This is a genomic window from Caulobacter soli (assembly GCF_011045195.1).
Lineage (GTDB): Bacteria > Pseudomonadota > Alphaproteobacteria > Caulobacterales > Caulobacteraceae > Caulobacter > Caulobacter soli.
On record NZ_CP049199.1, the window covers coordinates 1,485,773 to 1,497,853 of the forward strand.

The following is a 12,081-nucleotide window of genomic DNA, read 5'->3' on the forward strand; positions in this document are numbered from 1 at the left end:
AAGAAGGCTGCCGAAGTTGACTTTTGGCGGACGGAAACGAGCCCAGCTTCTGTTTGGCTTCTAGCTGAAACGTCGGCTGCGTTCATTCCGCCGGCAGGCCGAGATGCAACCTTGGGTGCGAAAAAATGTCGCACCATTTACTGAAAATTTCCTCTGAAACCCGGAAATGGCAATGCAACCTCTGCGGTCAATTCTGGTAAATCGATGCATAACCGTGTTCACGCCATAGACGCGATCCGTGGCTTTTGCCTCGTGAACATCTTCGTCAACCACATCACCGCTGGCATACTGCACAACGCGTCACCCTCTAATCTCGGGTTTTCGGACAGCGCCGAGATCTTCGTGTTCCTGGCTGGCGTCTCGACTTTCTTCGCATATGGAAATCAGGGATTTGGACCTGCGGCGGCGGCGTTGTGGCGGCGGGCGGCCAAGCTCTACAGGTACAATCTGACGGTGATCTTCGCGTCGCTGGTCGGTCTGCTCGCGATCGCTGGCATGGTCGGGGCGTCGACCATGCTCGACGCGGACTTCCTCGAGGCGTTGAGCGATACGCCGCTGGCCGTGTCGGCCTGGAACATCGTCAGCCTGCAGCAGTCCGTGGGCTATTCGATGGTGCTGCGGCTCTACATCGCCCTGATGGTCATGGCGCCGGTGTTCGTCTGGCTGGCGTCGAGGCGCTGGTGGTGGCCATTGCCGCCGGCGGTGCTGATCTGGGCGCTGGCCGGCCATTTCGGCTGGGTCGGCCATGACAGCCTGACAGGTACGCCGTTGACCCTGACGATCCTGCCCTGGAGCCTGGTGTTCGCCTGCGGCCTGGCCTTCGCCGCGGGGGCGGAGCAGGGCGTGATCCTGCCGCGCTCGCCGCTGCTGCTAGGCGCGGCCGTGGCCATGGTGCTGAGCTATGTGATCCTGCTGTACGTGCTGCCCCAATGGCCACAGGGCCAGACCTGGGTCGCCGAGCGCAACGCGCATTTCTGGCTTGGCTCCAGCAAGACCTACGAGTCGCCGCTGCGCCTGCTCCACGCCCTGTCGCTGGTCTATATCGTGGCCGCCTTCCCGACAGCGCCGGTGATCCGGCTGATTCATCAGGTGCGCCGCGACAATTTCCTGGCGCGCTTGGGGCGCCGCTCTCTGCCGGTCTTCTCGTTCGGCGCCGTCTACGCGCTGTTGGGCAATGAGATCCTGAACGTCGTCGAACGCTTGCAGGGCAAGCATTCGACGACGGCCATCGCGTTGGAAGTGGTCTTGGTCGCGGGCGGTTTGGCGATCATGGGCCTGATCGCCGACCGGCGCTGGCCGCTGGGCGCGCTGATCTCTCGCTCCTCGGCCCCGTCGAACGCCGTCAGCGCCTAGCCCAACCGCACGTGCGCCTTGTCGCCCATGTCGGGCGGGCTGTCGGTCAGGTTGGCCTTGGCCACCTCCCAGACAAAGCTGATGGCGCCCTTGGAAATCCACAGCTCGGCGTCCTTGGCGTCCAGCCGCAGCAAGGTCAGGGTGGGGTCGTCCTTGCCGTCCGGAAACCAGGCCGCGACCATCGGATTCCAGTACTTGTCGATACGGGCGGTGTCCCGGGCGGTCGACAGCACGCCGCCGATGCAGGCCTGGAAGTCCTGGTCCTTGGCCTGGATGATGAACATCGCGTCGGCCCCGCCGCTGGCGCTCTTGGCCAGGTCGGTGTCGTCCTTGGTGAAGAACCAGATCTGGCCGCTTTCCGGCTCGGCGAAGGCGGTCATCGGCTGGAAGTGCTGCTGGCTGTCCATCAGGCCCAGCATGCCGAACCGCGTGTGCTCCACCTCTTTCCAGAGGCGCTTCTCGACGGCGGCCTTGTCGTTGGGATCGATGCTCATGACGGTTCTTCCTGCGTCTCGGGGAGCAGGAAGAACCGCCGTGATCGAGGGCGGTTCCTAGGGCTAAGCCTAGAAACCCGACAGCTTGGCGTAGCGGTCGCGATGGAACGAGGCCGAGCCGAACAGGGCCTCGGCGACGCGGGCGCGCTTCATGTAGAGGCCGGCGTCATGGGCGTCGGTCATGCCGATGCCGCCATGCATCTGGACCATCTCGTTGGAGGCCAGATGCAGAACCTCGGACGCCTTGGTCTTGGCCAGCGAAGCCAGCAGGCGAGTGTCTCCGCCGGCGTCGGCGGCCTCGAGAGCGGCCTCGACGCACGAACGGGTGGTTTCCAGATCGGTGAACAGCTTGGCCGCGCGGTGCTGCAGGGCCTGGAACGTGCCGATCACCTGACCGAACTGGGTGCGGGTCTTGATGTAGTCCAGGGTGATCTCGAAGGCGGCGGTGGCGCTGCCCAACATCTCGGCGGCCAGGCCCGCATAGGCGCGGTCCAGCACGGGCTCCAGGATCGTCCAGCCCTTGCCGACCTCGCCCAGCACCGCGTCGGGGCCGACCTCGACGCCTTCGAAGGTGATCCTGGCCGCGCCGCGGCTGTCGACCAGGGCCAGGTGGGTGCGGGTCACGCCCTTGGCGTCGCCCGGCACGAGGAATAGGGTGATCCCGTCGCTGTCGCCCGGCGCGCCCGAGGTGCGGGCGGCGACGATCAGCAGGTCGGCCGTGTCGCCGTCGAGCACGAAGGTCTTGGTTCCGTTCAGGACGAAGCCGCTGCCGCCTTGGCCGCCTTCCAGCGCGACGTTCAGCGGCGCGTGGTGCGAACCTTCGTCGACTGCCAAGGTCGCGACCGCCTCGCCAGCCGCGATCTTCGGCAGCCACGCGGTCTTCTGGGCGTCCGAACCGCCCAGCACCAGGGCCGAGGCGGCGATCAGGGCGGTGGAGAGCAGGGGAGAGGCCACCAGGTTGCGGCCGGTCTCCTCCAGGATCAGCCCCAGCCCCAGATAACCGAAGGCCGAGCCGTCGAAGTCCTCGGGCACGATCACGCCGGCCCAGCCCATGGCGCCCATCTCGCTCCAGGTCGCCGGATCGAAGCTCTGCCTGGAGCCGCCGTCGCGCAGCTTGCGCAGGGCGCCGACCGGGGCGCTGTCTTGCGTCCAGCCCTTGGCGGCGTCGCGCAGCATGGTCTGTTCTTCGGTCAGGACGGCCATGTCAGGCTTGCTCCAGATTTCTGTGACGGACGGCCCAGTCGAGGGCCTGTTCGAGACGGTCGTTGCCCCAGAAGAGCTCGCCGTCGGCGGTGACGAAGGAGGGGGCGCCGAACAGGCCGCGCTCCTGGGCCTGGCGGACATGGTCCTTCAGGCGGGTCTTGATGGGATCGCCGCCGGCGGCCGCCAGGACCTCGTCGGGTCCCGCGCCGACCGAGGCGATCAGCGGGGCCAGCACCTCGGCCTTGGAGATGTCGTGGTCGTCGACGAAATTGGCCTGGTAGACCGCGCGGCTGAAGGCCGGGGTCCAGCCGTCCTCCAGACCCACGATCGCGACGCGCGCCGCCAGCAAGCCGTTGCGCGGGAACTGGCTGGGATGGACCAGCGGCAGGCCCTCCATGTCGCAGACTCGCTGCAAGTCGCGCCACATGTAGTCGCCCTTGACCGGGAAGGCGTTGAACGGGCTGTCGCTCAGGCCCTGCTGTTCGTGGAACAGCGGCCCCAGCAGGAACGGCCGCCAGGCGACACCAACGCCGGCCGCTTCCGCCAGGCGTTCGACGCGCATGGCGGCGGGATAGCTGTAGGTGCTGCCGAACTCGTACCAAAACTCGATCATGGGTCTCGCGCCGCTTTGCTTACTGGTGATCCAGCAAGCCTAGCACCCGCTTGGCGACGACGTTGAGATTGACCTCGCTGGTGCCGCCCTCGATCGAATTGCCCTTGGCGCGCAGCATGGCGCGCGGTGCGGCCAGCTCATCCTTGGTGAAGCCTTCGCCCTCCCAGCCCAGGCCTTGCAGGCCCAGGGCCTCGACCAGCAACTCGGTGCGCTCCTGGTTCATCTTGGCGGCGGCGTACTTGATGATCGAGACGGCGGCGCTGGGGCCCGAGCCGGTCTTGGACTCGGCCTCGGCGCGACGCACGGTCAGCATGAAGGCGTGGGCGTCCATCCGGTGCTGGGCGATGCGGGCGCGCAGGTCGCCGTCGGCCAGCTTGCCCGAAGCGTCGACCCCGATCTCCTTCAGGGCAGCTTCGACCAGATCCAGCCCGCCGCCACCGCCGAAGCCCGAGGCGGAGATGTTCTGGCGCTCGTACTGGAGCAGGCGCTTGGCGATGTCCCAACCGCCGTTGACCTTGCCGACCAGCTGTTCCTTGGGGACCTTCACGTTGTCGAAGAAGGTCTCGCAGAACGGCGAGGAGCCGCTGATCAGCTTGATCGGCCGCGCCTCGACACCGGGCGAGCTCATGTCGAACAGCACGAACGAGATGCCCTCGTGCTTCTTGGTGGTGTCGGTGCGCACCAGGCAGAAGATCCAGTCGGCCTGGTCGGCATAACTGGTCCACACCTTCTGGCCGTTGATCAGCCAGTGGTCGCCCTTGTCCTCGCACTTGGTCTGCAAGCTGGCGAGGTCGGAACCGGCGCCGGGCTCGCTATAGCCCTGGCACCAGCGAGTCTCGCCGCGCACGATCTCCGGCAGGAAGCGCTGCTTCTGCTCCTCGGTGGCGTATTCCAGCAGCACCGGACCCAGCATCCAGATCCCGAAGCTCATCAGGGCGGGGCGGGCCTTGAGGCGGCGCAGTTCCTGTTCCAGCACCTTGTTCTCGGCCTTGGACAGGCCGCCGCCGCCGTACGCCTTGGGCCACATCGGCGCGGTCCAGCCACGCTCGGCCATCCGGTCCAGCCACAGCTTGGCGTCGGGGTTCTTCCAGACGAACTTTTTACCGCCCCAGGGTGCGTCGTCCTCGGTCATGGGCGCGTTCAGGGACGAAGGATAGTTGGCCTCGAGCCAGGCCCGCGTCTCGGCCCGGAAGGTCTCCAGATCGCCGCCGCCGAAATCCGCCATAGCCGTTCTCCCTCGTCTCGTCTCTTTCGCGGCGCCGTCGTTCTCAGGGCTTTTCCGCGTCGTCGGCCGGCAGACTACGCCATGAGACGACGGGGGCAAGCTGATTCAAACGGATGTTCGTCACGCGACGGGCGCCCGCTGCGGACGAGCCGCGCTATAGAGGATGTCGATGACGTGTCCCGCCGGGATTCGCCGATCAGGGGTCTAGATGTCCGCGCCGCAACTGAGGCCTGCCTTCCTCGCCGTCGCGCCGACGCTGTCGGCCATCCTGGCGGCCGCCGCCGGGATCCTGCTGCTGGCCTCGGGCGCGACGCCGTCCGAGCCGACCCGCTTCGCGATCTGGGTGGCCGTGGCCCCCGGACCGCTGATCGAGGTCAGCCACTTCGTCTCGTCGATCATCGGCCTGATCCTGGTCCTGCTGGCCTTCGGCCTGCGCTCGCGTCTGGACGCGGCGTGGTGGGCGGCGCTGTTCGCCCTGGCCGGCGGCGCGGTCCTGGCTCTGTTCAAGGGTCTGAATTGGGAAGAGACGGTGATCCTGACCGGCATCATGCTGGCCATGCTGCCGTTCCACGAGGCCTTCCCGCGCAAGGCCGCCCTGTCGCGGATGGAGATCACGCCCGGCTGGCTGCTGTCGGCCGCCGCCGCCCTGGTCGGGGTGGCCCTGTGCGGTTGGTGGACCTTCGCCCACACCGAATATGCCGACCAGTCGGTGATGAAGACGATCGGCGACCGGGAAGTGGCCCGCGCCATCCGTTCGTCGGCCGCCGCCGCCATCGTGCTGATGGCCATCGGCGTCTGGCGGCTGATCGCGACGCCGGCCACGCCGCCGGTCGTCGACGACACGGATCCGGAATTCGACCGCGTTCGCGCCATCCTGGCCAAGGCCGAGAACGCCGAGCCGCCGTCGAACCTGGCCCTGCTGGGCGACAAGCGCTTCCTGTTCTCGGCCTCGGGCGAGAGCTTCCTGATGTTCGGCGTGCGCGGCCGCTCGTGGATCGCCATGGGACCGCCGGTCGGGCGCGACGACGAGCGCATGGAGCTGTTCTGGCGGTTCCGCGAACTGGCCGACGCCCACGCCGCCCGCGCCGGCTTTTATGCCTTGGGTCCGGCCGATCTTCCCGACAGCGTCGACCTGGGCCTGGCCATCCAGAAAACCGGCGAGAGCGCGGCCGTGCCGCTTGAGGCCTTCTCGCTGTCCGGACGTCGCCGCGAGGTCCTGCGCCGCAACTGGCGTAAGGCCGGGGAGGGCGGGGCGGCCTTCGAGGTCATTCCCGCCGACCAGGTCCACACGGTGATGGACGACCTGAAGCGGATCTCCGACGCCTGGCTGGCCCACCACGCCGGCGGCGAGAAGGGCTTCTCGATGGGCGGCTTCGAGGAGCGCTACGTCGCCGAGTTCCCGATCGCCCTGGTGCGGGTCGAGGACCAGATCGTCGCCTTCGCCACCCTATGGACCACGGCGGGCAAGGTCTCGTTCTCGATGGACCTGATGCGCTATTCGGACGACGCGCCCAAGAACGTGATGGACTACCTGTTCGTCGAGCTGCTGGGCTGGGGCAAGGAACAGGGCTACCAGGCGTTCGAGTTTGGCGTCGCGCCGCTGGCCGGCCTGGAGGATCGCCCCCTGGCTCCGATCATGTCGCGGGTGGGGCGTCTGCTCTACGAGCGCGGCGAGGAGATCTACAATTTCCAGGGCGTGCGTCGGTACAAGGACAAGTACGACCCGGTCTGGCAGCCGCGCTACATTGCCGCGCCTCACAAATGGGCCATACCCTTTTTGCTTGCGGACATCGGTCTGCTCTCGTCTGGCGGCGTCTCCGGTCTGACCAAAAGGCCGCGACCTAGTAGCGCGGGTCGCCCGTCTTCATCCCCAGCAGATTGAGGATATGGGCCGCCATCAGCAGGGTCACGACGGCGCCGGCCACCATCAGCGGGCGCCACGGCACCATGCGCGGACCCTTTAAAACATTAAGGGGCTGAGCCCCGCGCCATCCGCAGAAGACGGCGAACAGCAGGGCGGCGACAGCGATGGCGGCGGTCGTGAGAAGATCCATTCGCCTCTCATGGCCTGCGACAATCGGCCATGTAAATGGTTAACGCGCGTTAACCACAAGGAGCCGAATCTTAGGTATACACGTTAGGAAGGTGCGCCTGTTAACCGTCCACAGCTAAGATTGACCGACGCTATATGTAGCGGTTTTGGTCGCGTTTACACGCTAGGAATCGGTGTCTAGCGTTGGTTCCCAGGTGCATAGGGAACGATTCGGATGACGGCCGCAGCGCCATGGAGCGTAAAGGGGATCGACCCCAAGGCACGAGAGGTCGCTAAGGACCTCGCGCGTCGCTCCGGCATGACGCTCGGCGAGTGGCTGAACCGCATGATCATCGAGGGCGAGGGCTTCGACGCCTCGGCCCTCGAAGCTTTCGGCGAACCCAGCCGTCCGTCGCTGGCCGTCGACAACGCCCGCACCAATCCTTCTTATTATGAGACCACCCGGGGCGGCGCGCCGTCGCGTATCGAAGCCCGTGAGCATCCCGCCGACGAGGTCGGCCGCGTGGCCGTCGCCCTGGACCGGCTGACCGACCGCATCGAGGCGGCCGAGAAGCGTTCGGCCCAGGCCATCTCGGGTATCGACGAGTCCGTGCGCGGCGCGCTCCAGCGCCTGGTCGCCGCCGAGCGTGAGCAGGTCGCCGTGGCCGCTCGCTTCGAAGGCGTGGCGGACGAGATCAAGACCGACCAGACCCGCGCCGCCGAACGGCTGCGCCGCATCGAGGCCGAAGCCGCCGGTCCGCGCTCGGCTGAAGCCCTGCGCGCCCTGGAAGGCGCGCTCGGCAAGGTCGCCGGTCACCTCTACGAAGGCGAGGCCCGCACCCGCGAGACCATCGCTCACCTGGAAAACCGCCTGGACAACCAGGCTGGCGTCGGTGCTGGCGATCCGTCGGCTCTGGTCGAAGAAGTCGTGGCCCGCCTGGGTCAGCGCCTGGAAGCCGCCGAAGCCCGCACCGCCGAAGCCCTGCAAGCCCTGAACACCTCGTTCAGCGCCCTGGACGGTCGCCTGAACGCGGTCGAGAGCAGCAATCCCGGCGAAGGCGTTCAGAAGCGCCTGGACGACCTGACCGGCAGCCTGACCCAACGCATGGAAGCCGCGCGCATGGAGATGGCCGCCAAGCTGCGCGAAAGCGCCGACGGCCGCTTCGACCGCATGGAACGCAAGCTGGGCGAAATGACCGCCCACGTGCAGGCCGCCGAGCAGCGCTCGGCCCAGGCCATCGAGCGCATGGGCCGCGAGGTCGTCGGCATGGCCGACGCCCTGAATCGTCGCGTCCAGACCTCGGAAGCCCGCAACACCGCCGCCATCGAGCAGGTCGCCGCCAGCATCGACCAGAAGCTGAACCGCGCCGACAGCGTCCAGGCCCAGGCTCTTGAGAAGCTGGGCGCCGAGATCGCCCGGATCACCGAGAAGCTGGCCGAGCGGATCGGCAACGCCGAGCGCCGCAACGCCCTGGCCATCGACGACGTCGGCGATCAGGTCACCCGCGTCACCGACCGCCTGAACCAGCGCCACGAGCGCACGTCGCAGGAACTGGTCGACCGCATCCGCCAGAGCGAGGAGCGCACCGCGCGCCTGCTGGAGGAAGCCCGCGAGAAGATCGACACCAAGCTGGGCGAGGCCCAGAAGCGCCTGGCCGAGCAGGCCGCCGCGGCCGCCCCGGCCCCCGCGCGTCCCGCCCCGTCGCCGTTCGACGACGGTGAGCGCTATTCGTTCGGCGGCGAAGCCGTTCCCGAGGATGTCTTCCACCAGGCGGCCGCCTTCGCGCCGGCCCCGACGTCCACGCCCGCTCGCACCGCCGCCCCTGCGGTCTTCGAGGCCCCGGTGTTCGAAGCGCCGGCCTTCCCGGCCAGCGAGCCGCCCGCCGTGGAGTTCGGCGAAGAAGACTTCGAGGCCGCCGACGGCTTCACCTCGGCGCTGGAGCCGGAAACGGCGTTCGAGCCGACCGCCGAAGAGTACGACAGCGACTTCTCGGCCCCCGAATTCGCCACCACTGAGTTCGCCGCTCCGGAAGAGCCGGTCGCGACCGGACGTCCGCTGTCGACGCGCGAAGTGATCGAGCAAGCCCGGGCCGCCGCGCGTCAGGCCGCCATGGCCGGCGACGCCAAGGGCAAGGACAAGCCGAAGGCCGCCAAGAAGGCCGGAACCTCGCTGTTCGCCGGTTTCGGCGCCAAGGGCTCGGAAAAGAAAGCCAAGAAGGGCGGCATGAAGACCGCTCTGATGGTCTCGGCCACCGCCGCCTGCCTGGGCGTCGGCTCGGCCGGCGTGATCATGAGCATGGCCCAGGGCACGGGTCCCGTGCCGGAGCGCGTGGCCCAGGGCACGACCAACAAGGCGACCGGCGAGATCCGCGCCGCCGAGACTGACACCAGCCCGGCCGGCGCCCGCGCCGCCGTGGCCCTGACCTCGCAGGTCCCTGTCGAGGCGAGCTCGACCGAGACCTCGCCCGCCGCCATCGCGCCGCCCGGCGAAAACGCCCAGGCCCTCTACGAGGACGGCGTGCGTCGCATCGAGGCCAAGGACCGCACGGGTCTGGAGAGCCTTCGCAAGGCCGCCAATCTCGGCCTGCCGCGCGCCCAGTTCTACCTGGCCAAGATGTACGAGGTCGGTGAGGGCGGTGTGAAGAAGGACATGGCCGAGGCCCGCCGCTGGACCGAGCGCGCCGCCACGGCCGGCGAGCCGCGCGCCATGCACAACCTGGCCCTCTACTACTACAAGGGCGACGGCGGCGAACGGAACTCGACCAAGGCCGCCAGCTGGTTCCGCAAGGCCTCGGACCTGGGCCTGGTCGACAGCCAGTTCAACCTGGCCCAGCTCTATGAAGGCGGGTGGGGCGTCAGCCAGAACCCGACCGAGGCTTACAAGTGGTACCTGATCGCGGCGCGGTCGGGCGACAACGCCTCGCGCGCCCGGGCCATGGCCCTGCGCGCCCAACTGACCGCCGAAGGCCAGCGGATCGCCGAGCGTTCGGCCAGCGCCTTCCGCTCGCAAGCCGCCGCGCCGGTTCAAGCCGTCGCCTCGGCCGCCGCGCCCAGCGCCGGCCTGGCCACTGCCCAACGCGCCCTGTCCAAGCTGGGCTACTACCAGGGGCCCCAGGACGGCGTGACCTCGCCGGCCCTGCAGATGGCCATCGCCGCCTATCAGCGCGACCAGAACCTGCAGACCTCGGGCGCCCTGGACGGCGAGACCCTGAGTCGCCTGTCGACCTGGGCCCGCTGAGCCAGAACGACCCCTCCAGCCTCTAAAGCCAAGCTTTCAAAGCCTTTTTGGACGAGCATCGTGAGGTGTTCGTCCAAAAGCTGCATCCTGTGGCCAAATATCGTCCGTGGACCTATGGGCAGACCTCGGTAATAGTCGGTCCCTTCCGGGGGGAAGGGCGCGCGTCGGAGCGAGCGCCCGAAGGAGTAGACATGGCGTTCGAAGCAGCAGCGGCCGATCACACGCAAGACCGCGTGCCGGTGCCCCCGGCGGTTTGGGTTTGCGGCCTGGCCACGTTGCTGCCGTTTGTCATCTGTTCGGCGCTGTTCTGCTATGGCCCGATCGACATGCGTCAAGTGTCGCTGATCAGCCTGCTGGCCTATTCCAGCGCCATGATGTCCTACCTGGGCGGCGTGCGTTGCGGCCTGGAGATCGAGCGGGCCAGCCCGCGCTGGATCACCCTGGGTCTTTCGTTGCTGTTTCCGCTGGCCGGCTTTGGCCTGCTGCTGGGCGGCCTGAAGTTCGAACCGGCCTGGCAGCTGTCGGGCTTCCTGTTGGTCTTTATCCTGCAATGGCTTTGGGACGTGACCAACCATGACGGCCCGGCCTGGCGTCCGCGCTTGCGCACCCTGCTGACCTCCGGCGCGGCCATCTCACTGGCCTTCGCGCTGGAACAGGCGCTGCACCTCTAGAATTCAGCGCGGCTACTGGCTCGTGGCTACGGTCTGCGTCGCCGTAGGATTCACGGCCACGACCGTACCGGCATCGGCGGCCGGCGCGTCGATCGAGACCACGGCGGCGGCCTTCGGCGCATTGATGAACGGCGTTTCCTCGTTGAGCGGATCGGATACGCAGGTGGCGGCGACCTGCTTGCTCAGCTCTTCTTCCTTGCTGTTCTGTCGCATGCCCAGGGCGGCCGAGGCCACGGTGCCGGCGAATGGCACGACGGCGTTGCCGCCCATGCCGACCGCCTTCTTGAGCAGCCCAGGCTCTTCGTAATCGATCGCCTTGGCGCGGATCGCCTTGCAGGCTTCGGTGTCGTATTTCGGGTCCTTGGCGTCGAGTTTGGCCACGGTCTTGACCGGGGCTTCGCCGGCCGCGGCGATCATCGGCGTCACCGACAAGGCCAGAACAGCGCCGATCAGGATCGGTCGCATGACGGTTCTCCTTCCAACGTCCCGGGATCAAAACGCCCGGACGCGAAGGGTGATCCTTCAGTCTGGGCGCAGCGATTTCCAGCCGACAGCGTGAACCCGCCGAGGGCCCAGGGCGGCGGCCAATGGCGGGCCGCCGAACAGCGGGGCGAAAGCCTGGTCCAGGATGTTGAGCCCACCGGTGAAGGCCCCGAAGGCCGGCAGCACCAGGCGACTGCCGTCGGTCACGAAACAGCGCCGGCGGGTGGTGGCCCGGCCGCTGGTCACCTTGGCGGCCGGATGCAGGTGGCCGGCCACCTCGCCGGGCTGAGCGCCGGGCAGGGGCTCGTGGCGGAAGGTCAGGCCGGCGATCGCCGCCTCGTCGACCACGTCGCCGGGCAGGGCGCGAGGGCCGTCGGCGTCGTGGTTGCCCACCGCCCAGACCAGTTGCCGGCCCAAGGCCAAGGCGGCGATGCGGGCGCGATCCTCGGCCGGCAGTCGGTCTTCACCCGCGCCGTCGTGAAAGCTGTCGCCCAGGAAGACCAAGGTCGCGGGCGACAGGGCCGCCAGTTCACGCTCCAGCCGGTCCAGGGTCTCGCGGGTGTCGTAGGGCGGCAGCATCTGGCCGAAGCGCGCGGCGTAGCTGCTGCCCTTCTCGAAGTGCAGGTCGGCCACGACCATCGTGCGCTCGGCCTCCAGCCAAAGGGCGCCGGAGTGGCGCAGCACGGCGCGCGTGCCCGCCACCTCGATCCGCAGGCCGCCGCAATCGTTGAGTTGGAACGCCAGACTGGTCACGTCGTGGATACTCTCA

11 protein-coding genes are annotated in these 12,081 nt (G+C 68.0%); 4 read left to right on the forward strand and 7 right to left on the reverse strand.

What is annotated here, in order from left to right; genetic code table 11:
• Positions 1 to 204: 204 nt before the first annotated feature.
• Positions 205 to 1,353 (forward strand): OpgC domain-containing protein, encoded by a 1,149-nt coding sequence (gene opgC / locus G3M62_RS07275; protein ID WP_281360090.1) that lies wholly within the window; start codon positions 205 to 207, stop codon positions 1,351 to 1,353.
• On the opposite strand, the gene G3M62_RS07280 is transcribed toward opgC, so the two are convergent.
• The 4 genes from G3M62_RS07280 to G3M62_RS07295 all read right to left on the reverse strand — a co-directional run bounded on the left by G3M62_RS07280 (position 1,350) and on the right by G3M62_RS07295 (position 4,888).
• On the reverse strand, positions 1,350 to 1,847 hold the full coding sequence (locus G3M62_RS07280) for a pyridoxamine 5'-phosphate oxidase family protein (protein ID WP_165185867.1): 498 nt from the start codon (positions 1,845 to 1,847) through the stop codon (positions 1,350 to 1,352). The two genes, opgC and G3M62_RS07280, sit on opposite strands and share 4 nt — an antisense overlap.
• Positions 1,848 to 1,916: 69 nt before the next feature.
• Positions 1,917 to 3,050: an acyl-CoA dehydrogenase family protein gene (locus G3M62_RS07285; RefSeq protein WP_165185868.1), complete on the reverse strand. Its 1,134-nt coding sequence runs from the start codon at positions 3,048 to 3,050 to the stop codon at positions 1,917 to 1,919.
• Position 3,051: 1 nt separating this feature from the next.
• Complete coding sequence (locus G3M62_RS07290) at positions 3,052 to 3,663, reverse strand: 2-hydroxychromene-2-carboxylate isomerase (protein WP_165185870.1); 612 nt, start codon at positions 3,661 to 3,663, stop codon at positions 3,052 to 3,054.
• 19 nt (positions 3,664 to 3,682) lie between these two features.
• On the reverse strand, positions 3,683 to 4,888 hold the full coding sequence (locus tag G3M62_RS07295) for an acyl-CoA dehydrogenase family protein (RefSeq protein WP_165185871.1): 1,206 nt from the start codon (positions 4,886 to 4,888) through the stop codon (positions 3,683 to 3,685).
• Positions 4,889 to 5,096: 208 nt separating this feature from the next.
• Here G3M62_RS07295 and G3M62_RS07300 point away from each other — a divergent pair, with 208 nt between their 5' ends.
• Complete coding sequence (locus G3M62_RS07300; RefSeq protein ID WP_165185873.1) at positions 5,097 to 6,770, forward strand: phosphatidylglycerol lysyltransferase domain-containing protein; 1,674 nt, start codon at positions 5,097 to 5,099, stop codon at positions 6,768 to 6,770.
• On the opposite strand, the gene G3M62_RS07305 is transcribed toward G3M62_RS07300, so the two are convergent.
• Complete coding sequence (locus G3M62_RS07305) at positions 6,730 to 6,942, reverse strand: hypothetical protein (protein WP_165185874.1); 213 nt, start codon at positions 6,940 to 6,942, stop codon at positions 6,730 to 6,732. The genes G3M62_RS07300 and G3M62_RS07305 overlap by 41 nt on opposite strands.
• Positions 6,943 to 7,155: 213 nt before the next feature.
• Between G3M62_RS07305 and G3M62_RS07310 the strand changes: the two genes are divergently transcribed.
• A complete protein-coding gene (locus G3M62_RS07310) occupies positions 7,156 to 10,158 on the forward strand; it encodes a peptidoglycan-binding protein (protein ID WP_165185876.1) in 3,003 nt (1,000 codons plus the stop codon).
• 191 nt (positions 10,159 to 10,349) lie between these two features.
• Positions 10,350 to 10,829: a DUF3429 domain-containing protein gene (locus G3M62_RS07315; protein WP_165185878.1), complete on the forward strand. Its 480-nt coding sequence runs from the start codon at positions 10,350 to 10,352 to the stop codon at positions 10,827 to 10,829.
• A 12-nt stretch (positions 10,830 to 10,841) separates the two neighbouring features.
• On the opposite strand, the gene G3M62_RS07320 is transcribed toward G3M62_RS07315, so the two are convergent.
• Entirely contained in the window at positions 10,842 to 11,294 is a 453-nt protein-coding gene (locus G3M62_RS07320) for a hypothetical protein (RefSeq protein ID WP_165185879.1), read from the reverse strand.
• A 57-nt stretch (positions 11,295 to 11,351) separates the two neighbouring features.
• The gene (gene pdeM, locus G3M62_RS07325; RefSeq protein ID WP_165191231.1) at positions 11,352 to 12,056 is read right to left on the reverse strand and encodes a ligase-associated DNA damage response endonuclease PdeM; all 705 of its coding nucleotides are present in this window, start codon (positions 12,054 to 12,056) and stop codon (positions 11,352 to 11,354) included.
• Positions 12,057 to 12,081: the final 25 nt, after the last annotated feature.

What these genes read in the sequence shown, in the direction of transcription:
- opgC (WP_281360090.1), top strand. Translation starts at nt 205, where the DNA reads ATGCATAACCGTGTTCACGCCATAGACGCGATCCGTGGCTTTTGCCTC.
- G3M62_RS07280 (WP_165185867.1), bottom strand. Translation starts at nt 1,847, where the DNA reads ATGAGCATCGATCCCAACGACAAGGCCGCCGTCGAGAAGCGCCTCTGG.
- G3M62_RS07285 (WP_165185868.1), bottom strand. Translation starts at nt 3,050, where the DNA reads ATGGCCGTCCTGACCGAAGAACAGACCATGCTGCGCGACGCCGCCAAG.
- G3M62_RS07290 (WP_165185870.1), bottom strand. Translation starts at nt 3,663, where the DNA reads ATGATCGAGTTTTGGTACGAGTTCGGCAGCACCTACAGCTATCCCGCC.
- G3M62_RS07295 (WP_165185871.1), bottom strand. Translation starts at nt 4,888, where the DNA reads ATGGCGGATTTCGGCGGCGGCGATCTGGAGACCTTCCGGGCCGAGACG.
- G3M62_RS07300 (WP_165185873.1), top strand. Translation starts at nt 5,097, where the DNA reads ATGTCCGCGCCGCAACTGAGGCCTGCCTTCCTCGCCGTCGCGCCGACG.
- G3M62_RS07305 (WP_165185874.1), bottom strand. Translation starts at nt 6,942, where the DNA reads ATGGATCTTCTCACGACCGCCGCCATCGCTGTCGCCGCCCTGCTGTTC.
- G3M62_RS07310 (WP_165185876.1), top strand. Translation starts at nt 7,156, where the DNA reads ATGACGGCCGCAGCGCCATGGAGCGTAAAGGGGATCGACCCCAAGGCA.
- G3M62_RS07315 (WP_165185878.1), top strand. Translation starts at nt 10,350, where the DNA reads ATGGCGTTCGAAGCAGCAGCGGCCGATCACACGCAAGACCGCGTGCCG.
- G3M62_RS07320 (WP_165185879.1), bottom strand. Translation starts at nt 11,294, where the DNA reads ATGCGACCGATCCTGATCGGCGCTGTTCTGGCCTTGTCGGTGACGCCG.